At 68.8% G+C, this 21707-nt stretch carries 17 protein-coding genes and 1 riboswitch; of the genes, 8 read left to right on the top strand and 9 right to left on the bottom strand.

The window, feature by feature from the left end; all coding sequences use genetic code 11:
- Positions 1-17: 17 nt before the first annotated feature.
- The gene (locus tag ABD767_RS10305; RefSeq protein WP_103046303.1) at positions 18-1061 is read right to left on the bottom strand and encodes a PilT/PilU family type 4a pilus ATPase; all 1044 of its coding nucleotides are present in this window, start codon (positions 1059-1061) and stop codon (positions 18-20) included.
- 84 nt (positions 1062-1145) lie between these two features.
- On the opposite strand from ABD767_RS10305, the gene ABD767_RS10300 reads away from it, so the two are divergent.
- Positions 1146-1871 (top strand): YggS family pyridoxal phosphate-dependent enzyme, encoded by a 726-nt coding sequence (locus ABD767_RS10300; RefSeq protein ID WP_344869599.1) that lies wholly within the window; start codon positions 1146-1148, stop codon positions 1869-1871.
- Here the strand turns inward: ABD767_RS10300 and ABD767_RS10295 are convergent.
- Complete coding sequence (locus ABD767_RS10295) at positions 1856-2557, bottom strand: TetR family transcriptional regulator (protein ID WP_103046301.1); 702 nt, start codon at positions 2555-2557, stop codon at positions 1856-1858. The two genes, ABD767_RS10300 and ABD767_RS10295, sit on opposite strands and share 16 nt — an antisense overlap.
- 61 nt (positions 2558-2618) lie before the next feature.
- Between ABD767_RS10295 and ABD767_RS10290 the strand changes: the two genes are divergently transcribed.
- The 3 genes from ABD767_RS10290 (at position 2619) to ABD767_RS10280 (ending at position 9127) form a co-directional block, all read left to right on the top strand.
- The gene (locus tag ABD767_RS10290; protein ID WP_103046300.1) at positions 2619-4220 is read left to right on the top strand and encodes an AMP-binding protein; all 1602 of its coding nucleotides are present in this window, start codon (positions 2619-2621) and stop codon (positions 4218-4220) included.
- A gap of 391 nt (positions 4221-4611) precedes the next feature.
- Positions 4612-7893, top strand: a complete 3282-nt coding sequence (locus tag ABD767_RS10285; RefSeq protein ID WP_344869598.1) for an acetyl-CoA carboxylase family protein — start codon at positions 4612-4614, stop codon at positions 7891-7893.
- A 103-nt stretch (positions 7894-7996) separates the two neighbouring features.
- On the top strand, positions 7997-9127 hold the full coding sequence (locus ABD767_RS10280; RefSeq protein WP_103046539.1) for an aminotransferase class V-fold PLP-dependent enzyme: 1131 nt from the start codon (positions 7997-7999) through the stop codon (positions 9125-9127).
- A gap of 165 nt (positions 9128-9292) precedes the next feature.
- Here ABD767_RS10280 and ABD767_RS10275 read toward each other — a convergent pair whose 3' ends face one another.
- Positions 9293-9454, bottom strand: a complete 162-nt coding sequence (locus tag ABD767_RS10275; protein ID WP_344869597.1) for a hypothetical protein — start codon at positions 9452-9454, stop codon at positions 9293-9295.
- Between the two features lie 264 nt (positions 9455-9718).
- Between ABD767_RS10275 and ABD767_RS10270 the strand changes: the two genes are divergently transcribed.
- A complete protein-coding gene (locus ABD767_RS10270; RefSeq protein WP_344869596.1) occupies positions 9719-11047 on the top strand; it encodes a DUF445 domain-containing protein in 1329 nt (442 codons plus the stop codon).
- 238 nt (positions 11048-11285) lie between these two features.
- Here the strand turns inward: ABD767_RS10270 and ABD767_RS10265 are convergent, their stop codons facing one another.
- Positions 11286-12014, bottom strand: a complete 729-nt coding sequence (locus ABD767_RS10265; RefSeq protein WP_344869595.1) for a MarC family protein — start codon at positions 12012-12014, stop codon at positions 11286-11288.
- 167 nt (positions 12015-12181) lie between these two features.
- Positions 12182-12430, top strand: a riboswitch (cobalamin riboswitch).
- Between the two features lie 309 nt (positions 12431-12739).
- Between ABD767_RS10265 and ABD767_RS10260 the strand changes: the two genes are divergently transcribed.
- The 3 genes from ABD767_RS10260 (at position 12740) to ABD767_RS10250 (ending at position 16634) form a co-directional block, all read left to right on the top strand.
- Positions 12740-15178 carry a ribonucleoside-diphosphate reductase subunit alpha gene (locus tag ABD767_RS10260; protein WP_344869594.1) on the top strand — a complete coding sequence of 813 codons (2439 nt, stop codon included), beginning with the start codon at positions 12740-12742 and terminating at the stop codon, positions 15176-15178.
- Positions 15179-15243: 65 nt separating this feature from the next.
- Positions 15244-16341: a ribonucleotide-diphosphate reductase subunit beta gene (locus ABD767_RS10255; RefSeq protein ID WP_103046419.1), complete on the top strand. Its 1098-nt coding sequence runs from the start codon at positions 15244-15246 to the stop codon at positions 16339-16341.
- 35 nt (positions 16342-16376) lie between these two features.
- Positions 16377-16634 (top strand): glutaredoxin domain-containing protein, encoded by a 258-nt coding sequence (locus ABD767_RS10250; RefSeq protein WP_103046418.1) that lies wholly within the window; start codon positions 16377-16379, stop codon positions 16632-16634.
- Positions 16635-16641: 7 nt separating this feature from the next.
- Here ABD767_RS10250 and ABD767_RS10245 read toward each other — a convergent pair whose 3' ends face one another.
- The 5 genes from ABD767_RS10245 to ABD767_RS10225 all read right to left on the bottom strand — a co-directional run bounded on the left by ABD767_RS10245 (position 16642) and on the right by ABD767_RS10225 (position 21471).
- The gene (locus tag ABD767_RS10245; RefSeq protein ID WP_103046417.1) at positions 16642-17382 is read right to left on the bottom strand and encodes an LrgB family protein; all 741 of its coding nucleotides are present in this window, start codon (positions 17380-17382) and stop codon (positions 16642-16644) included.
- Positions 17382-17747, bottom strand: a complete 366-nt coding sequence (locus ABD767_RS10240; protein ID WP_425549912.1) for a CidA/LrgA family protein — start codon at positions 17745-17747, stop codon at positions 17382-17384. The genes ABD767_RS10245 and ABD767_RS10240 overlap by 1 nt, the downstream gene beginning before the upstream one ends.
- A 20-nt stretch (positions 17748-17767) precedes the next feature.
- On the bottom strand, positions 17768-19276 hold the full coding sequence (locus tag ABD767_RS10235; protein ID WP_103046415.1) for an FAD-linked oxidase C-terminal domain-containing protein: 1509 nt from the start codon (positions 19274-19276) through the stop codon (positions 17768-17770).
- A gap of 414 nt (positions 19277-19690) precedes the next feature.
- Positions 19691-20374 carry a Fe2+-dependent dioxygenase gene (locus ABD767_RS10230; RefSeq protein WP_103046258.1) on the bottom strand — a complete coding sequence of 228 codons (684 nt, stop codon included), beginning with the start codon at positions 20372-20374 and terminating at the stop codon, positions 19691-19693.
- Complete coding sequence (locus ABD767_RS10225) at positions 20368-21471, bottom strand: alpha-hydroxy-acid oxidizing protein (protein ID WP_103046259.1); 1104 nt, start codon at positions 21469-21471, stop codon at positions 20368-20370. Before ABD767_RS10225 ends, ABD767_RS10230 begins: the two co-directional genes overlap by 7 nt.
- Positions 21472-21707: the final 236 nt, after the last annotated feature.

The following is a 21707-nucleotide window of genomic DNA, read 5'->3' as shown; positions in this document are numbered from 1 at the left end:
CGGCTCCATCGAAGGCGTCATCCTGGGAAATTCTCCGGGATCTTGGCCTTGCTGCGCGCCTCGGCCGCGCTGATCACGTTGCTGCGCACCAGGTTGGTGAGGTTCTGGTCCAGCGTCTGCATGCCCACGTTGTTGCTGGTCTGGATGGTGGAGTACATCTGCGCCACCTTGGCTTCGCGGATCAGGTTGCGAATGGCGCTGGTGCCCAGCATGATTTCGTGCGCCGCCACGCGCCCGCTGCCGTCCTTGAGTTTGCACAGCGTCTGCGAGATGACGGCCTGCAGCGACTCCGACAGCATGGCGCGCACCATCTCCTTTTCCTCGGCCGGGAAGACGTCGATGATGCGGTCAATCGTCTTGGCGGCGCTGCTGGTGTGCAGCGTGCCGAACACCAGGTGGCCGGTTTCGGCGGCGGTCATCGCCAGGCGGATGGTCTCCAGGTCGCGCAGCTCGCCCACCAGGATGGCGTCCGGGTCTTCGCGCAGCGCCGAGCGCAGCGCGGCAGAGAACGACAGCGTCATCGGCCCGACCTCGCGCTGGTTGATCAGGCATTTCTTGGACTCGTGCACGAACTCGATCGGGTCTTCGATGGTCAGGATGTGGCCGTACTCGCTCTCATTCAAGTGGTTGACCATGCCGGCGAGCGTGGTCGATTTGCCCGAGCCGGTGGGGCCGGTGACCAGCACCAGTCCGCGGGGTTTCAGCGCCAGATCGGCAAAAATCTTGGGCGCGTTGAGCTGCTCCAGCGTCAAAATCTTGCTCGGAATCGTGCGGAACACCGCTGCCGCGCCCCGGTTCTGGTTGAAGGCGTTGACGCGAAAGCGCGCCAGCCCGTCGATCTCGAACGAGAAGTCGACCTCCAGGTACTCTTCATAGGCCTTGCGCTGCGCGTCGCTCATGATGTCGTACACCATGGCATGCACCGTCTTGTGGTCGAGCGCCGGCACGTTGATGCGGCGCACGTCACCGTGGACGCGGATCATCGGCGGCAGGCCCGACGACAGGTGCAGGTCGGAGGCCTTGTTCTTGACGCTGAACGCCAGCAGCTGGGTGATGTCCACGAAGCAGTCCCTTGAAGTGATTTTTCAAACCCGAACCGGCCCTGGGCGCGCCAGTGGGCCGGGGTTCTACATTTGGTAAAGATTATGACCACGATTGCCAGCCAGCTCCAGCAAGTCAACGCCCGCATTGCCGCCGCCTGCGCACAGGCCGGGCGCAGTGCGGACAGCGTCGCGCTGCTGGCCGTCTCCAAGACCTTTGGCGCCGACGCGGTGCTGCAGGCCGCGCAGGCCGGCCAGCGGGCGTTTGGCGAGAACTACATCCAGGAGGCGGCCGACAAGATGGCGCAGCTGCGCGCGCTGGCGCCCGCGCTGGCCGCGCAGCTGCAGTGGCACTGCATCGGCCCGATCCAGAGCAACAAGACGCGGCTGGTGGCCGCGCACTTTGACTGGGTGCACACGATGGACCGGCTCAAGACGGCGCAGCGCCTGTCGGACCAGCGCCCGGACGGCCTGGCGCCGCTGCAGCTGTGCATCCAGGTCAACGTGGACGGCGGCGCCACCAAGTCGGGCGTGGCGCCCGGCGACGCGCTGGCGCTGGTGCAGGCCATCGCCGGCCTGCCGCGGCTGCAGTTGCGCGGGGTGATGAGCATTCCCGACCCGGTCGAGGGCTTTGACGCGCAGGTGGCGCTGCACCGGCGCGTGCGCGCGGTCTTCGACGCGGTGGCCGCCAGTGGCCTGCCCGGGCTGCAGCGCTGGGATACGGTGTCGCTTGGCATGACGGCCGACCTGGAGGCGGCAGTGGCCGCGGGCAGCACGCTGGTGCGCGTGGGATCGGGCATCTTCGGGGCGCGCAGCTACCCGGCTGCGTGACCGGGCGCGGGCGGCTGCGGGGCCGCATCGGCAAGTCCCAGCATGCGGCAGGCCAGCGCCGTCAGCTCGGCCTCCATCGCCTCGGGTGACAGGCGCCCGTCGGGGCGGTACCACTGGTAGAGAAACCCGGGAATGCTGCACGCGGCCTGCGCCGCGATGCGTGCCTCGCCGCCCCGAAACCAGCCCTCGCCGCGTCCCTGCTCCAGCAGTGTGCACAGGCGCTCGTAGAAGTGATTGGCCAACTGCTTTTGCGCGGCAACGAACTGCGGCCGGTAGACCTGCGGCTCGCGGTAGGGAAAGAACGCCGCCGGGTAGTGGGCGATGGTGGCGTGGATCAGCTGGCGCAGGCCCGCGTGCACCTTCTCGCGCGCACTGCGCCGGTCGCCGTCTTCAAAATCCATCGCCGTGAAACATGCGACGGCCGGGCGCCAGGACAGCATCTCGAAGATTTCTTGCTTGTTGCGAAAGTAGTAGTAGACGTAGGGCTTGGTCACGCCCAGTTGCTGCGCGATCTGCTCCATCGTCGTGCGGTCATAGCCCTGGGTGGCGAACAGCGCTGTCGCCGCTTCTAGGATGGCCTCGCGCTTGGCGTCGCTGGAGGCGCTGCCCGCCAGTTCGGCGCGCTGGCGCCCGCGTCCGCGTCCGCGGGCGGCTTGCTGTGCTTCTGTCACCTTGGTTATACCCATGGGTAGAATTATCCCGCCTCCAGGCTTAAGCTGGGGAAAATCTTCCACAGGAGACGCCTTGATGACATCCCCGCTGCCCTTGCACGAACATCTGCGCCGCCATGCGCGCACCCGCCCCGACGCCGCCGCCTTGGTCTGGTACGGCCGCAGCTTCACCTGGTTCGAGCTGGACGCGATGAGCGACGCCTTCGCCGCGCGCCTGCAGGCGCTGGGCGTGGCGCCGGGCGATCCGGTGGTGCTGTTCCTGAACAACTGCCCGCAGTACCTGGTGGCGCACTACGGCATCCAGAAGGCCGGCGCCATCGTCTGCCCCAGCGGCCCGCTGAACAAGGCGCACGAGCTGGGCTACCAAGTGGGCGACCTGAAGGCGCGCGTCATCGTTGCCGCCAGCGACCTGCTGCCGGTGGTGGCCCAGGTGCGCGGGGAGGGCAGCACGCTGGCCCACGTGTTTGCGGTGCACTACGCCGACTGGCTGCCCCGGGAGCCCGCGCTGCAGCTGCCCGCCGAGCTGCAGGCCGCACGGGGCGCCGCGCGCGCGCAGCCGATGGATGGCGAGGATTTCGAGGCCGTGGCGCTGTCCGGCGCCCGGCCCGCGCCGGTGGCGCTGGCGCTGGACGACGTGGCGCTGATGACCTACACCAGCGGCACCACCGGCCTGCCCAAGGGCGCGATGCTGAGTTACGGCAACGCGCTGTTCAAGACCGAGGCCACCACCGCCTCGGCCGGGGTGCAGGCGGACAGCGTTGCGTTGTCGGTCGCGCCGCTCTACCACATAGCCGGCATGCTGATGGGCGTGAACGTGCCGGTCTACGCCGGCGCCACGCAGGTGCTGCTGTTTCGCTTCGACCCGGTCGCGGTGCTGCAGGCCATCGACCGCTACCGCGTCACGCACTGGTACTCGATCGCGCCGATGAACGCCGCCTGCATGCAGGTGCCCGAGCCCGGGCGCTTCGACCTCACCAGCCTGCAACGCAACCCGGTGACCAGCTTCGGCATCACGCTGACCGAGCCGCTGGCGCAGCAATGGCAGGCCTTCACCCAGGGGCCGTGCGTGAGCTACGAGGCCGCCTACGGCCTGTCGGAGACGCACACCATGGACACCGGCATGCCACATGACGCCATCCGCTGGGGCACGCAGGGCAAGCCGCTGCCGGGCGTGAGCATCCGCATCATCGACCCGGCCACCGGCGCCGAGCTGCCGGTGGGCGAGATGGGCGAGATCACTGTGCGCTCGCCAGGCAACTTCCAGGGCTACTGGAACAGGCCCGAGGCCACGGCCGCCACGCTGCAGGGCGGCTGGGTGCACACCGGCGACATGGGCAAGGTGGACGCCGAGGGCTACCTGACGTTTTCCGGCCGCTTCAAGGAAATGATCAAGGTCTCGGGCTACAGCGTGTTCCCCGAGGAGGTCGAGACCATCCTGATCCGGCACCCGGCCGTGGCCCAGGCCGCCGTCATCGCCGAGCCCGACGCCGACAAGGGCGAGGTGGTCAAGGCCTTCATCGTGCGCCGCCCGGGCCAGGCGCTGGACGAGGCCGCGCTGATCGCCTGGGCGCGCGAGAACATGGCGACCTACAAGGCGCCGCGCCAGGTGCGCTTCATCGACGCGCTGCCGGTGACCGGCGCGGGCAAGGTGCTGCGGCGCCTGCTCAAAGACTCTTGAAACCATAGCTGTCAGCGCAGGCAGTGCCTGGGTTTGAAGCGTATTTCGCTGTAAGAGCGTGTTTACGATCTCTGTTTGATCATTCTTCCCCGTCATACCGGCGAAAGAACGTCACCCCGGACTCTGATCCGGGGCCGGTATCCAGCCCTCGCCGTGAAGGAGGCGTCGTCGCTGGATTGCGGCTTTCGCCGCAATGACGGAGTAAGGGAATTCCTGTCTCTGGGTGGGCAGCGAGCTGCGGAAAGATCGTAAACACGCTCTAAATAACGCCTGGAAGGCTGCATGTTCAACAAAGTCCTCATTGCCAACCGAGAGGGTCCTGCCGCAGGCAGGGCGAAGCAAATTGCACGGCACGCGCAGCGTGCGCAGGGCGATGAGCCGCGAGACCACCATGTTTAAAAAAGTCCTTGTCGCCAATCGCGGCGAAATCGCCCTGCGCATCGTCCGCGCCCTGCAGGACCTGGGCGTGCCCAGCTGCGCCGTCTTTGCCGACGACGACGCCCACGCGCCCCATGTGCAGGCCGCTACCACGGCGGTGGCGCTGGGCGACAGCGGCCCGGCCGCCTACCTCGATGGCACGCGGCTGATCGCCATCGCCCAGGCGCAGGGCTGCGACGCCATCCACCCCGGCTACGGCTTCCTGGCCGAGCGCGCCGACTTCGCCCAGGCCTGCCTCGACGCGGGCCTGGCCTTCGTCGGCCCGACGCCGGCGCAGCTGGCGCTGTTTGGCGACAAGGCGCAGGCGCGCGCGCTGGCCGAGCAGCAGGGCGTGCCGCTGATGCCCGGCACGCAGCACGCGGTGACGCTGGAGCAGGCGCAGGCCTTCTGGCGTGCGCAGCAGGCGGGCGGCACGGCCGTGGGCATCGTCATCAAGGCGGTGGGCGGCGGCGGCGGGCGCGGCATGCGCGCGGTGACCGCCGAAGACCAGATCGCCTCCGCCTGGCAGACCTGCCGGCGCGAGGCGCAGGCGGCGTTCGGCGTGGCCGACGTCTATGTCGAGCGGCTGATGCAGGGCGCGCGCCACGTCGAGGTGCAGGTGCTGGGCGATGGCCAGGCGCAGATCGCTCTGGGCGAGCGCGAGTGCACGCTGCAGCGGCGCTTCCAGAAGCTGGTCGAGATCGCGCCCAGCCCGTCGCTGCCGCCGGCGCTGCGCGAGCGGCTGCAGCAGGACGCGCTGGCCCTGGCGCGCGCCGTCGGCTACCGCGGCCTGGGCACCTTCGAGTTCCTGGTCGATCTGGCCAGTAGCGACCTGCCCTATGTGTTCATCGAGGCCAATGCGCGCCTGCAGGTCGAGCACACCATCACCGAGGAGGTCACCGGTGTCGATCTGGTGCAGGCCCAGCTGCGCCTGGCCGCGGGCGAGACGTTGAACGATGTGGGGCTGGATCCGGCCGCGCCGCCGCCGGTGCGCGGCTGCGCCATCCAGTGGCGCATCAACGCCGAGACGCTGGACGCACAGGGGCGGGCGATTCCGAGCAGCGGGCCGCTGACGCGTTTCGACCTGCCCAGCGGCCCCGGCGTGCGCGTCGATACGCACGGCGTCGCCGGCGGCACGCCGTCGCCGCACTACGACACGCTGCTGGCCAAGCTCATCGTCCACGCGCCGGGGGGCTTCGGCGCCGCGCTGCGCCGCTCGCGCCGCGCGCTGGCCGAGCTGCGCATCGAGGGTCTGGCAACCAATGCGCCATTGCTCGCCGCGCTGGCCGCGCACCCGCAGATGGCCGACCAGCAGGTGCACACGCGCTGGCTGGAGTCGGTGCTGCCGCAACTGCTCGATGCTGCTGAAACAATGGCTGCCAGCGCTTTCCAGGCAAGCGTTGCAGACCAAAAAGATCCAAAAACCGAAGCATCCGCCCCTGAGGGCGCGGTCTGCGCCCCGATGGCCGCGCGCCTGGTGCAGCGCGGCGTGGCCGAGGGCGCGCTGGTTGCCGCCGGCGCCGAGCTGGCAGTGCTTGAAGCAATGAAGATGGAGCATGTGCTGACCGCGCCGCACGCCGGCCGCGTGCGCGCCTGGCTGGCCGCGCCGGGCGCGATGCTGGAGCCGGGCCAGACGCTGGTGCTGCTCGACGCGGTCGAGGACACGCAGCTGCAGGCCGATGAGGCGCAGGCCGCCATCGACCTGGACGCGCCGCGCGCCGACCTGCAGCGCGTGATCGACCGCCACGCCTTCACGCTCGATGCCGCCCGCCCCGAGGTCATCGCCAAGCGCCACGCCCAGGGCGGGCGCAGTGCGCGCGAGAACGTCGCCGACCTGTGCGACGCCGGCAGCTTCATCGAATACGGCGCGCTGGCCGTGGCCGCGCAGACGCGCCGGCGCAGCATGCAAGACCTGATCGCCCACACGCCGGCCGACGGCATGGTCACCGGCATCGGCGGCGTCAACGGCGCGCTGTTCGGCGCCGAGGCCGCGCGCACCGTCGTGATGGCGTATGACGCCACGGTGCTGGCCGGCACGCAAGGCATGCGCAACCACGCCAAGACCGACCGCATGCTCGACATCGCCGGGCGCGAGCAGCTGCCGGTGGTGCTGTTTGCCGAAGGCGGCGGTGGGCGTCCGGGCGACACCGACGCCGCCGTCGTCGCCGGCTTGCACATCACCACGTTTGCGCGCTACGCCCAGCTGTCGGGCCAGGTGCCGGTGGTTGGCGTGGTGCACGGGCGCTGCTTTGCCGGCAATGCTGCGCTGCTGGGCTGCAGCGACGTGATCATCGCCACGCGCAGCGCCAATATCGGCATGGGTGGGCCGGCGATGATCGAGGGCGGAGGCCTGGGGGTGTTTCGCCCCGAGGACATCGGCCCCGCGCCGGTGCTCACTGCCTGCGGCGTGATCGACCTGCTGGTCGACGACGAAGCCCAGGCCGTAGCCGCGGCGCGCCACTACCTGTCGTTCTTCCAGGGCCGCGTGGCCGATTGGAGCGCGCCCGACGCGCGCGCGCTTCGCGCCGTGGTGCCGGAAAACCGCCTGCGCGCCTACGACAGCCGCGCGGCCATGCAGGGTCTGGCCGACGAGGGCAGCCTGCTCATGCTGCGCAGCGGCTTTGGCGCAGGCATCCACACGGCGCTGGCGCGCATCGAGGGCCGCCCGGTCGGCCTGATCGCCAACAACCCGCTGCACCTGGGCGGCGCCATCGACGCGCCGGCGGCCGACAAGGCGGCGCGCTTTCTGCAGCTGTGCAACGCCCACGGCCTGCCGCTGGTCAGCCTGATCGACACACCCGGCTTCATGGTCGGTCCGGAGGTCGAGAAGACCGCGCAGGTGCGCCACGTCAGCCGCCTGTTCGTCGCCGCCGCCAAGTTGCGCGTGCCCATGGTCGGTGTCGTGCTGAGAAAGGGCTACGGCCTGGGCGCGATGGGCATGGCCGCCGGCAGCCTGCATGCGCCGCTGGCCACCATCGCCTGGCCGACGGGCGAATTCGGCGCCATGGGGCTCGAAGGCGCGGTGCGCCTGGGCTTTCGCAAGGAGCTGGCCGCCGCGGCCGAGGGCGCCGAGCGCGACGCGCTGTTCCAGAAACTACTGGCGCAGCAGTACGCGCACGGCGAGGCGCTGCACATGGCCAGCACGCTGGAGATCGACGCGGTGATCGATCCGGCCGAGACGCGCGCCTGGATCGTGCGCGCGCTGGCCGGCAGCCGGGTGCGCGAGGGCGGAGCGCGCTTTGTCGACACCTGGTAGCTGGCAAAACCCGCCCGCGCGTGAGGGCAGTGGGGCGGTGGTGGTGATAAGCTGAAAAACATTGCGCCAGACGCACCCACCACCCCCGCACAAGGAGAAAAACATGGCCGCACTGCTACCCGACGTCGACCCCGATGGCCTGCTCGAATTTTCGGTCGTCTACACCGACCGCTCGCTCAACCACATGTCCAGGCGCTTCGTCGGCGTGATGCAGGACATCCTGGGCGTGCTCAAAGAGGTCTACCACGCGCACAGCGCGGTGCTGGTGCCCGGCAGCGGCACCTTCGGCATGGAAGCGGTGGCGCGCCAGTTCGCCAACCAGAAGAAGGTGCTGATCGTGCGCAATGGCTGGTTCAGCTACCGCTGGAGCCAGATCTTCGACGCCGACAAGGGGCTGGGCGGCGGCGCCGTGGTCTGCAAGGCGCGCCGCCAGGGCGAGGGCGCGCAGGCACCCTGGGCGCCGTGCCCGGCGGGCGAGGTGGCCGCGGCGATCCGCGCCGAAAAGCCCGCCGTGGTGTTTGCCCCGCACGTCGAGACGGCCAGCGGCATCATGCTGAGCGACGACTACGTCCGCACCATCGCCGACGCGGCACACGAAGTCGGCGCGCTGATGGTGCTCGACTGCGTCGCCTCGGGCGCGGTGTGGGTGGACATGGAGAAGACCGGCGTGGACGTGCTGATCAGCGCGCCGCAAAAGGGCTGGAGCAGCTCGCCGTGCTGCGCCATGGTGATGCTGTCGGCGCGTGCGCGCGAGGCGATCGAGTCGACGCAAAGCTCCAGCTTTTCGTGCGACCTGAAGAAGTGGCTCACCATTGCCGAGGGCTACGAGAAGGGCCAGCACGCCTACCACACGACCATGCCGACCGACGCGCTGGTGCGCCTGCGCGACGTGATGCTGGAGACGCGCGCCTACGGCTTCGAGCGGGTGCGCGCCGAGCAGTTCGCGCTGGGTACGCAGGTGCGCGCGCTGCTGGAGGGCCGGGGCTTTCCCAGCGTCGCCGCCGAGGGCTGGAAGGCGCCGGGCGTGGTCGTCAGCTACACCACCGACCCGGGCATCCAGAGCGGCAAGAAGTTTCTCGACGTCGGCCTGCAGGCCGCCTCGGGCGTGCCGCTGCAGTGCGACGAGGGGCCGGATTTCAAGACCTTCCGCATCGGCCTGTTCGGGCTGGACAAGTGGCACGACGTGGAGCGCACCGTCGGCCATTTGCGCGCGGCGCTCGACCGCATGGAATGAAACGCCGCGCCGTCAGGAGTGGGCGTTGCGCTCGGCCTCCTCGGCGGCGTGGGCGTGGGCGCGGGCGATGGCCAGGATCACGTCACGCACCAGCCGCCGCTTGGGCACCGGCAGGCGCAGATAGAGGTCGAACAGCTCCCGATCCTGGTAGCCCAGGCCGGCATGTCACTGGGGTTGCTTTTCCTGTACCCGATGGGGGCTTCCCTGCGGGTCGTACAGGTCGGCCACCGACAGGTTCAGCCAGGTCGCCAGGGTGGCCAGCTTGCTGTAGTCGGGCATGGTCTGGCCCAGCAGCCAGCGGCGCAACGTAAGAAGGGAAGAAATCATGCCCAGATACACCACCGATCCGGGGGGGCCAGTGCCCGGCTCCGACGGGGCGGGCGACCACCGGGATGCCGCGCGCCGCGGCCCCTTGCCTGCGCCGCTCACGCGCGCGCAGCGCGAAGCCATGCAGGAGAACCTCCGGCGCCTGCGCGAGCTCGACCAGCACGATAGCCTGAACAGCCGCGGGAGCGCGCCAGGCACGTCGACATAGCGTCAGGCCGCCGAAGAGGGGTGCGGCCTGCCCGCGCCGCGGCTATGCTCACGGGCATGCAAGCCTTTTCCGCGGATCATGAATCGCAGCAATCGGCTGCACCCGACGAGCACGCCCGGCTGCTTCGGCGTGCCAAGCACCAGGCCACGGGGCTGCTGCTGGCGGTGGTGGCCGTCTTCGTCCTGACCCATTTCCTGCCCCGCGGCCTGGCCGTGGATTGCGTGCGCGCCGTCGCCGAGGCGGCGATGGTCGGCGCGCTGGCCGACTGGTTCGCGGTCTCCGCGCTGTTTCGGCGCATTCCGCTGCCGCTGCTGGCACGCCACACCGACATCATTGCGCGCAACCAGGCGCGCATCGGCGCCAATCTATCGGCCTTCGTGCGCGACAAATTCCTCGATGCACCGTCGCTGGTCACGATGATCCGCCGCCACGACCCGGCCGATCTGCTGGCGCAGTGGCTGACCGCGCCCGACAACGCCGACCTGCTCGGGCGCCAGGCCGCGCGCCTGGTGCGCATGCTGCTGGACGCCGTCGAAGACCAGCCCGTCGAGCAACTGCTGGTGCGGGCGCTGCGCTCGCTGGTGGGGCAGCTCGACCTGTCGCGCAGTTCGGCGGCGGCGCTGGCCGCGCTCACGCGCGAGGGGCGCCACCAGGTGCTGCTGGACGCGCTGCTGGCCCAGCTGGGCGAGCGCGTGCGCAGCGAGGGCGCGCGCACGCTGGTGGCCGATACGCTGGCGCAGTGGCTGCGCCGCGAGCATCCGCTCAAGCAGCGGGTTTTGCCCACCGAGTGGCTGACCGACAAGGGCGCGGACGCGGTCACGCATGCGGTCGACCAACTGCTGAAGAACCTGGCCGACGACCCGCAGCACGAGCTGCGCGGCGCGCTGGATGCGGCGCTGGCGCGCCTGATCGAGCGCCTGGACAGCGACCCCGACTGGCGCCGCCGGGGCGATGCGATGCGCGACTTTCTGCAAAGCGACGAGCGCCTGGCGCACTATGTGCACGGCCTGTGGCGCGGGCTGCGCCGGCGCCTGCGCGCCGACCTGCGCGACGAGGGGTCGCGCCTGTCGGCGAGCGTGACGCAGATGGGCCAGTGGCTGGGGCAGGCGCTGGCGCAGGACGCGGCGCTGCGCGTGCGCCTGAACGTGCGCCTGCAGCTGTGGGCCGCCAGCTTCGCGCCTGAGGTGGCGCAGTCGGTGGCCGACCACATCCGCGCCACCATTGCGCGCTGGGACGCGCAGGAGATGTCGCGCCTGGTGGAGCTGCACATCGGGCGCGACCTGCAGGTCATCCGCATCAACGGCACCGTCGTCGGCGGGCTGATCGGGCTGCTGCTGTTCGCGGTCGGCAATGCCGGTGCGCTCTGGGCTTTGGCGAGCGGCTGATTCCATTTCTATATCGATCGAGTACGCGAAGGTGAAGCGCAGACAGTGCTGCAGCACGACAAGCGAAGCCGACAAAGTAATCGGTTGATATATTGCTCCGGCCTTGTGATGTTTGAACTCGTCATCCCGGCGAAGGCCGGGATCCAGTGCCTTTGAGAGGAAGTCATGGATTGCGGCCTTCGCCGCAATGACGAAAAATTGCTACTTCAAAGGGCCGAATCAATAGAAATGGAATCAATCAATCGATCGCCGGCGGCAGGTCGATGGCCCCCGCGCCTGCGCTTTGCACCGACAGCAGCAGCGCCTGCACGCCGTCCCAGACGATCTCCACGCCCACGGCCAGCAGGATGAAGGCCATCAGGCGCAGAAAGACGATCTGGCCCACGTCGCCCAGGCGGTGAAGCAACTGATTGGCGTAGCGAAACGTCACCGCAATCAGCAGCCCCAGCAGCAGCGCCGCCACCAGGCCACCGGCCACATTGGCCATCGACAGCGTCCAGCTGCTGCGCGTGCGCAGGCTGGCGCCCAGCGCAATCGCCACTGCAATCGTCCCTGGCCCGCAGGTCAGCGGAAAGGTGAGCGGGTAAAACGCCTTGATGCGCGCCTTTTCCTCGGTCAGCGACTGCGCCATTTGCGTTGCGTCGTCGCTCACGGTCTGCTGTGCGTTGAGCATGCGCCAGGCAATCGACGCCACGATCAGCCCGCCGGCCACGCGCACCACGGGCAGTGATACGCCGAAGAAATGCAGCACATGCGATCCCAGCAACATCGCGGCGACGATCAGCACGAACACATGCTTGCCGATGTTCATCGACAGATGGGCGCGGCTTTCGTCGCTCAGGCCGCGCGTCATGTCCACGAAGATCGGCGCCGATGCCAGCGGGTTGATGATCGGCAGAATGCCGGCCAGCACGAACAGCAGGCTTTTGCCAAAGGCGGCCAGCAGGGGGAGGGCGATGTTTTCCATGGGCAGCGAGGGGGAAGGACGCGGCATCCAGGGCCGCAGCGCGAATGTATACCGGCAAGCCTGCCCCTTGCCTGCGTGCGCCCGGGCAGACCCGGCCAACCGTGCCGCGTGCGCACCGTGGTTTTTTGGGGAAAACCATATCTATGGTTTTTCTCGGTGGAAAAACGCTATATATTGCGTCCGTCGGTATCCGGCCGCTGCGTGCAGCGGAGGGATTGAAAAGGGAATCCGGTGCGAACCCGGAGCTGCCCCGCAGCGGTAAGTGGAATGCGACCGGCCTCAAGAATGTTCTGCGTCACCCTCGCGCGTCGGTGGCAGTGCAGATCGGGATGGGATGCAAGGCGCTTTTCTTGCCGATAGCCGCAGCTATCGGCAAGAAAAGCAACGCAGCAGACCGCCCGAGGCTGCGCTGTCACAGACCGCAGGGAGTGATGCGGGACATTCTCAGCACTGGATGCCAGCATCCGGGAAGCGAGGTCCAGTAGGTGGAGAAAGGCGCAAGCGCGCAGCCTCCGTGCCACGAGTCCGAAGACCTGCCGACACACTGCCGCCGCCGCGGCGGTGCGGGTGGCGTCTTCCGCGGGGAGGTGCGTCGCAGGCCGGGCCGACGGGGTTCGGCCGTGCGCGCGCTTTCCCCCACGTCCCCACCGGTCCTGCGCGAGGGAGCAGGTGATTGGTCTGCGCGCCGCCAGCCTGTCTGCGGTGCGCCTCCGAGGGATGCCTGCGTGCTCGAACTCATCATCAAACGCGACGGCCATGTCGAGCCGTTCACCCCCTACAAACTCAACCAGTGGGGCCAGTGGGCCGCACAGACGCTGGGCGACGCTGTCGATTGGCCCTCGGCCGTGCTCGAAGCGGTTTCCACGCTCTCGACCACCGCCACCTCGCGCGAGCTGCAGCAGCAGCTGATCCGCACCTGCCTGAACTTTGACACCTGGTCGTACAACCGCATGGCCGGGCGCCTGTATGCGACGCTGATCCGCAAAGACCTGTACCGCAACAGCCGCCCCACGGTGCTGGAGCTGCACCGCAAGCTGCAGCAGCTGGGCTTCATGGAGATGCTCGACTACTCCGCGTCCGAGTACGCGGTGATCCAGGAGTGGATCGACCATGAGCGCGACTTCGAGTACGCGCACTACCAGTTGCACACCCACCTGACCAAGTACGCGATTGCCGACCGCGTGGCCGGCGTGTACTACGAGTCGCCGCAGTTCATCTATATGCGCATGGCCATGGCGCTGGCGGTGGACCAGCCGCGCGAGCGGCGCATGCGCGACGTGCAGCGCTTCTACGAGCATTTGTCGAAGAATCGCATCAACGCGCCGACGCCCAACCACGTCAACCTGGGCACGCCGCTGCGCGGCTACGCCAGCTGCTGCCTGTACACGGTGGCCGACAACGCGCGCTCGATCGCCGTGGGCAACCACATCGCCAACACCATGACCTATATGAGCGCGGGCATTGGCGCGCACATGGCGACGCGCTCGGTCAACGACCCGGTGCGCGGCGGCGTGATCCGCCACCAGGGCAAGCTGCCCTACTACCGCGCGCTGGTGGCGGAAGTGAAATCCAACCTGCAGAACGGCCGCGGCGGCGCCTGCACCACCTACTTCCCCATCTTCGATCCCGAGGTGGATACGCTCTTGCGACTGAAGAACCCCATGTCCACCGAGGACAAGAAGATCCGCGGCATGGACTACTCCTGGGGCGGCAACCGTTTCTTCGCGCGCAAGGTGGCGCGTAACGAGGATATCTTTCTCTTCAACTGCCACACCGCGCCCGACCTCTACGGCGCGCTGTACAGCGGCGACGAGGCCGAGTTCGAACGCATCTATGCCCGCTACGAGGCCGACGAGGGCTTCGAGAAGAAGTGGGTCAGCGCGCGCGAGCTGCTCATTACCGCCAGCAACGAGTGGAACGAGACCGGCCGCGTCTACGAGCACAACATCTCGGAGATGAACCGCCACACCCCCTTCAAGGACACCATCCACAGCTCCAACCTGTGCGCCGAGATCGCCCTGCCGACGGCCGCCTACAACCACATCACCGAGCTGTACGCCGAGGACGACATCTCCTTCGTCGAAGTGCAACTGATCGACGGCACGCGCCGCGAGCTGCCGGGCAAGGCGCAGGTGGCCACGCAGCGCGGCCCGCAGTGGCCCGACGACCTGCAGGCGGGCGACGAGATCGACGGCGTGCCGATCGAGTCCGTCGTGCGCAGGAGCGCTCCCGAGGTCGCCACCTGCAACCTGGCAGGCATCGTCGTCTCCAACGTCGAGTCCGAGGAGCAGTACGCCGAGGTGGCCTACTACGCGCTCTTGATGATCGACAAGTGCATTCATCTCGCGCACTACGAGCTGCCCCAGGTGGGCGTGACCAGCCGCCAGCGCCTGAACGCGGGCGTCGGCATCCTGGGCCTGGCGCACCTGATGGCCAAAAACGGCCAGCGCTACACCACCACCGAGGGCAAGCAGTTCATCCACGAAGTGGCCGAGCGCCACTACTACCACCTGCTGCGCGCCAGCCTCAAGCTGGGCCAGGAGCTGGGCAACGCGCCCTGGATGCACAAGACGCGCTGGCCCCAGGGCTGGCTGCCCACCGACACCAGCAACCCGCACGTCGAGAAGATCGCGCCGTTCGCGCCGCGCTACGACTGGGAGGCGCTGCGCCGCGAGATCGTCGCCAACGGCGGTATCCGCAACTCGGTGCTCGTCGCCCACATGCCGACCGAGACCAGCGCCAACGCCTCGGGCACGACCAACGGCCTGTACCCGGTGCGCGAGCTGACGCTGATCAAGACCGACAACCAGCGCGTCAACTACTGGGCCGCGCCCGAGGGCGACACGCTGGCCGGGCGCTACGAATCGGCCTGGGACGTGCCGACGCGCGACATGACCGAGATGTACGCCATCGTGCAGAAGTGGACCGACCAGGGCATCTCGGCCGACTTCTACCGCCGCGTGATCGGCGACGCGTCGATCTCCTCGTCCGAGCTGATCGAGGACTACCTCTACCGCGTCAAGCTGGGCCTGAAGTCCAAGTACTACATGAATCAGAAGACTTCCAACGGCATGCGCGCCGTGGCCGATACGGTGTCGGCCGCCGAATCGGCACCCGCCGCCGCCGATACGCAGGACAGCGACTGCGAAGCCTGCACGCTGTAACCGCTCCCGCTCCCTCCCTCAGAGGGGGAAGGAGAAAGACAACCCCTTGATTGCGAGGACACACCATGCTTGAGACCGTCTTCAACTACGACAAGACCGACTACGAAAAGCCGCTGCTGCTCTTGGGCCAGCGCCCTGGCCTGTTCGACACCGTCAACCGCCACTACCCCGAGATCTGGAAGCTCTACAAGGCGCAGAAGTCGCTGGACTGGGACGAGAACGAGTTCGACTACTCGTCGTGCAACGCCGACTTCAAGAGCTGCTCGCGCGCCACCTACGACATGATGATCAAGACGCTGGCCTGGCAGTGGGAGGCCGACTCGGTGGCGTCCCGCGCCATCGCGCCGGTGCTCGCGCCCTTCATCACCTCCAGCGAGCTGTGGGCCGCCTGGCAGCGCATCTCGGACAACGAGGTGGTGCACGCCGCCACCTATTCAGAGATCGTGCGCAACTCGTTCGACGATCCCAGCGTCATCCTGGACGAAATCCTGCGCGTGCAGGAGGCGCACGAGCGCCTGGGCGAGGTGGCGCGCGCCTTTGCCGCCGGCTACGAGGCCTCGCACAAATACGCCCTGGGCCAGATCGCCAACGACCAGGCCACCTACAACGCGGTGTTCATGACCATCGTCGCGCTGCTGTGCATGGAGCGCATCCAGTTCATGGCCAGCTTTGCCGTCACCTTCGCCATCTGCGATACCGGCCTGTTCCAGCCGATCGGCAAGGCCATCCAGAAGATCGCGCAGGACGAGCTGGAAATCCACGTCGAGCTCGACCGCGCCGTGCTCAAGAACGAACTGGCCACCGAGCGCGGCCAGGCGGCGTTTGCCCAGTGCCGTCCGCAGATCGAAAAAATGATCGAGGAAGTGATCGACAGCGAGCTGCGCTGGATAGCCTACCTGTTCTCCGAAGGGCGCGAGCTCGTCGGCATGAACGCCGAGCGCCTGTCGGCCTGGACGCTGTACTGCGCCAAGGACGTCTACCAGCTGTTTGGCCTGACGACCGAGCGCTACCCACTGCCCGCGCACAACCCGCTGAAGTTCATGGAGAAGTGGCTCAACATCTCCAAGACCCAGGCCTCGCCGCAGGAGCAGGACATTGCCGCCTACAAGGTCGGCGTAATGCGCCGCACCGACGAGAACCTCGTCTTCGACGTGGATTTCTGACCCATTCCCATTCCCACCCTCACCAGGAGAACTTCATGGAAATCATCATCTACGGCAAGGACGGCTGCGTGAACTGCGAGCGTGCGCGCATGCTGTGCCAGATCCAGTCGCTGGCGCACCAATTGCTCAAGCTGGACGCCGACTACAGCGCCGAGGCGCTGCAGGCCAGGGTCGGCCGGCCGGTGCGCGGCCTGCCGCAGATTTTTGTGCGCAGCGGCGAAGATGCCCACCACGTCGGCGGCTACGACGAGCTGCGTGCGTATCTGCGCCAGTCGCAGGCGCAGGCCGCTTGAGCGGATTTCAGAACAACGAAGCCGGCAGCCAGCGAAACACCAGCGGCATCAAGAGCGCGGCCAGCAGCACCTGCAGGCCCAGCGCCAGGCCGGCGTAGGCGCCGGCGCTGGGGTGCACCTGCAGCGCGTGCGCCGCGCCAATGCCGTGCGAGGCCGTGCCCAGGCCGAAGCCGCGGATGCGCCAGTCCTCCTCGCTGTTGCCAAAACCCATGCGCCGGTACAGGAAGCGCGCGCTCACCGCGCCTATCACGCCGGTGGGCACGGCAAAAAAGGCTGCCAGCGCCGGAATGCCGCCAATCTTCTCGGCAATGCCCATGGCCACCGGCGCGGTGACCGACTTGGGCGCCAGCGACAGCAGCACGTCGTGCGGCAGTCCCATCAGCTTGCCCAGGATCACGGCCGACGCCGCGGCCACGCTGCCGCCCACCAGCGCGCCCAGCAGAATGCGGTGCCAGTGCGCGCGCAGCTCGCCCAGGCGCTCGAACAGCGGCCAGCCCAGCGCGACGACGGCCGGGCCCAGCAAAAAGTGGATGAACTGGGCGCCGGCGAAATAGGTCTCGTAGTCCACGCCGGTCAGCAGCAGCGCGCCGGTCAGCACCACCATGCTCCACAGCACCGGGTTGGCCCAGGCGGCCTGGTGGCTGCGGCGGTAAAAGCCCATGGCCAGCACGTAGACCACCAGCGTGGCGGTCAGCCCGAACAGCGGCTTGGACGCCAGGTAAATCCACAGCGCAACGAAATTGGGCATCAGCGCGGCGCTCCCTCACCGGGCGCGGCGCGCCGGCCGGTGGCGCGCAAGACCCACACGGTGGCCGCCATGCCGGCCCAGGTCGACAGCGTGATGACCACCAGGATGCGCACGCCGTAGGTGGCCAGCAGGCCCAGGTGGGCCATTACGCCCACGCCCACCGGCACGAACAGCAGCGACAGGTGGCGCAGCAGAAACTCGGCGCAGGTGCCTACGTGGCGGCGCACCGTGGGCTGGGCCAGCAGGCCCAGCAGCAACACCATGCCGATCACCGGGCCGGGGAACGGCAGTTTCAGCGCATGCGCCAGCACCTCGCCGAGCGACTGCAGCGCCAGCAGCCAGGCCATGCCCTTGAGGCCGTCCAGGCTGGGGTCGGGCGTTGCCATCAGAAGCGCTCCAGCCCGGCGAACGGCAGCCGTCCGCCGCGCACCAGCATCTTGCCGTCGGCAATGCAGCGCTGCAGCGTCGGGATGGCCTTGCCCGGGTTGAGCAGGCCGGCCGGGTCGAACGCGTCTTTCAGCGCCAGCATCTGCGCGTTCTCGTCGGCGGTGAACTGCGCGCACATGCTGCTGAGCTTCTCCACGCCCACGCCGTGCTCGCCGGTCACCGTGCCGCCCATGGCCACGCTGGTCTCCAGGATGTCGGCGCCAAACGCTTCGCAGCGGCGCAGCTCGTCGGGATCGTTGGCGTCGAACAGGATCAGCGGGTGCAGGTTGCCGTCGCCCGCGTGGAACACGTTGCAGCAGCGCAGCCGGTATTTCTTCTCCATCTCCTGGATGGCCAGCAGGATGTCGGCCAGGCGCTTGCGCGGGATGGTCGAGTCCATGCACATGTAGTCGGGGCTGATGCGCCCGCTGGCCGGAAATGCGTTCTTGCGCCCGCTCCAGAAGCGCAGGCGCTCCTCCTCGCTTTCGCTCACCGCGATCTGCGTGGCGCCGGCGCCGCGCAGCACCTCGCTCATGCGGGCAATCTCTTCCTCGACCTCCTCGGGCGTGCCGTCGCTCTCGCACAGCAAAATCGCCTCGGCGTCCAGGTCGTAGCCGGCCTTGACGAAGTCCTCGACGGCGGCGGTCATCGGCTTGTCCATCATCTCCAGCCCCGCCGGGATGATGCCGGCCGCAATCACCGCGGCCACCGCGTCGCCGGCGCGGCGCACGTCGTCAAAGCTGGCCATGATGCAGCGCGCCAGCTGCGGCTTGGGCGTCAGGCGCACCGTCACCTCCAGCGCCACGGCCAGCATGCCTTCGCTGCCGATCACCGCGGCCAGCAGGTCCAGGCCCGGCGCGTCCAGCGCCGCGCTGCCAAAGGTGGCCGGCTCGCCCTCCATCGTGTAGCCGCGCACCGCCAGCACGTTGTGCACCGTCAGCCCGTACTTCAGGCAGTGCACGCCGCCCGAGTTCTCGGCCACGTTGCCGCCAATGGTGCAGGCGATCTGGCTGCTCGGGTCGGGCGCGTAGTACAGGCCGTACTGCGCCGCCGCCTCGCTGATCGCCAGGTTGCGCACGCCGCACTGCACGCGCGCGGTGCGGCTGTGGGGGTTGACCTCCAGGATGCGGTTGAAGCGCGCCAGCGACAGCGTCACGCCCATGGCGTGCGGCAGCGCGCCGCCCGACAGCCCGGTGCCCGCGCCGCGCGCCACCACCGGAACACCCAGGCGGTGGCAGGCGCGCAGCACGGCCTGCACCTGTGCCTCGGTCTCGGGCAGGCACACGACCAGCGGGCGCTGGCGGTAGGCGGTCAGGCCGTCGCATTCGTAGGGCGTGGTGTCCTCGGCGTGCCACAGCAGCGCATCCGGCGGCACGCAAGCGGACAGCGCGTCGACGACTTCGCGCTGGCGCGCCGTGCGTTCGGCGGGCGTCGGAGAGGGCGTGGTGGTGGGGTCTTGGCTTGTCATGGGAGCCACTGTAGGACAAGCGCGGGCGCCCGGGTTGCATGTTTTTTTGATCCTGGCGTGAAAGCGCTTGAAACCCGTTCATCGTCTTTCATGGAGCCCGCCTGCAAGCCATCGGCACCTTCATTTCATCGCGGCCAGGCGCTGGCCTCCTGCGGCGCCTGAAAAATCCTGTGGGAGCGGCGTCCTTGCCGCGATGCCTGCTGCTTTGGAGCGTGCTCACGATCTTTCCGCAGCTCGCTACCCACCCAAAGACAGGAATTCCCTTATTCCGTCATTGCGGCGAAAGCCGCAATCCAGCGACGACGCCTCCTTCACTGCGAGGGCTGGATACCGGCCCCGGATCAGAGTCCGGGGTGACGTTCTTTCGCCGGTATGACGGGGAAGAATGATCAAACAGAGATCGTAAACACGCTCTTACGCCTTGGCCCAGCGGCGCAGCAGGTTGTGGTACACGCCGGTCAGCTGCACCAGCCGCATGTCGTCGGGCGCGACCAGCGGGGTCAGCTGCTGGATGGACTGGTCCAGGTCGAACAGCAGCGTGCGCTCGCCCTCGTCAGCCACCAGGCTTTCGATCCAGAAGAACGAGGCGACGCGCGCGCCGCGCGTCACCGGGGTCACGCGGTGCAGGCTGGTTGCGGGGTAGAGCACCATGCCGCCCGCCGCCAGCTTGACCGCCTGCACGCCGAACGGCCCTTCCACCTCCAGCTCGCCGCCGTCGTACTCATCGGGCTCGGCCAGGAACAGCGTGGCCGACAGGTCGGTGCGCATCTGCTCGCTGGTGCCGGGCAGGTACATCAGCGCGCTGTCCACGTGCGCGCCGTACTGGCCGCCGCCGGCGTAGCGGTTGAACTTCGGCGGGTAGATGGTGCGCGGCAGCGCGGCGCTGATGAACAGCGGCGTCTCGGCCAGGCGGCGCAGTATGGCCTGGCCCAGGCGCGTGGCCAGTGCGCTGGCGTCGTCAATCTGCTGGTTGCGCTTGACCGCCTTGGCCAGCGTGCCGGCGGTGCGGGCGCCCTCGATCCAGGCGGCGGCGTCCAGCTCGGCGCGAAACTGCGCCACTTCGGTTTTGGTCAGTACGTTGTCGATCGAGATCAGCATGGCAGTGCAGGGGTGAGGGTGTCGGGGGTGATGTCGCAAAGCTGGGCGCAGCCGGCCTGAGCCATCGTCGCATGCAGCTCTTCGGTCAAGAGCTGCAGCATGTGGGCCACGCCCAGCGCGCCGGCGCAGGCCAGCGCGTACATCTGCAGCCGGCCGACGAGCACCGCGTTGGCGCCCAGCGCCAGTGTCTTGAAGGCGTCGGCGCCACTGCGGATGCCGCCGTCCATCAGCAGCGGGTAGCCGCCGCCCACGGCGGCGCGCACGGCCGGCAGCTGGGCGAGGCTGGCCGGCGCACCGTCCAGGCTGCGCCCGCCGTGGTTGGAGACGATTAGGCCGGCGCAGCCGGCGTCCTTGAGCGCCACCGCGTCCTGCGGGTGCAGCACGCCCTTGACCCACACCGGCAGGCGGGTGCGCGCCAGCAGCCAGCGCAGGTCGTCCCAGGTGGGGGCGTGGCGCATTGCGCCCTGGAAGATGCGGCTGTCGCCCTCGGCCAGCGCCGGCACCTGGGGCGGGGCAAGGCCGGCCAGATTGGCGGGCGTGCAATCGGGCGGCATGGCAAAGCCCGCGGCCAGCGCGCTGCGGCTGGCCAGCTGGATGCTGGCGTCCAGCGTCAGCACGATGGCGCGGTAGCCCGCGGCCTCGGCGCGCTGCACCAGCGCCAGCGAGTCCTCGCGGCGCGGTTGCAGATAGAGCTGAAACCAGCGCGCCGGCCCGCAGGCGGCGGCAATGTCCTCCAGCGTGCACGACGACAGGGTGCTCGCCACCATCAGCGTGCCGGTGGCGGCCGCCGCGCGCGCCGTGGCCATCTCGGCCTGCGGGTGCGCCAGCCGCTGGTGCGCCACCGGCGCCAGCAGCAGCGGGTGGGGCAGATCCAGCCCGCCCAGCGCCAGCCGCGTGTGGCCGGCGCGCACGTCGCGCAGCAGCCGCGGCACGATGTGCCAGCGCCCGAACGCCGAGCGGTTGGCCGCCACCGTGCTGTCCCAGCCGCAGCCGCCGGCCACGTAGGCATGGCGGCCCGCGTCCATCGCCTGCGGCGCCAGGCGCTCGTAGTCGATGGCGTTGTAAATGCCGGCGGGAATGCGGTCGGGAGGGTTCATGGCGGGGAAAGAGATGAACGGGCGATGGTAGGCGAGCGCGCGGTGTCGGTCATTGACGCAGCGCAGCGCGGATTTTCTCCCTCCCCCTTTGGGGGAGGGCAGGGGTGGGGGCCTGCGACGCCCGAGCCGCCATGCCGGCCCCATGCAAGGCGCTGAAAAACCGCAGGCCACGCGCTCCGGGGTGGGGCGGGTGGCCTGCTTTTCAGGGTGAGCGCTCACGCGCCCAGCGGCGGATG

It is taken from the genome of Comamonas faecalis, from assembly GCF_039538025.1.
Lineage (GTDB): Bacteria > Pseudomonadota > Gammaproteobacteria > Burkholderiales > Burkholderiaceae_C > Comamonas_C > Comamonas_C faecalis.
This window is presented reverse-complemented; position numbering and strand designations above follow the sequence as displayed.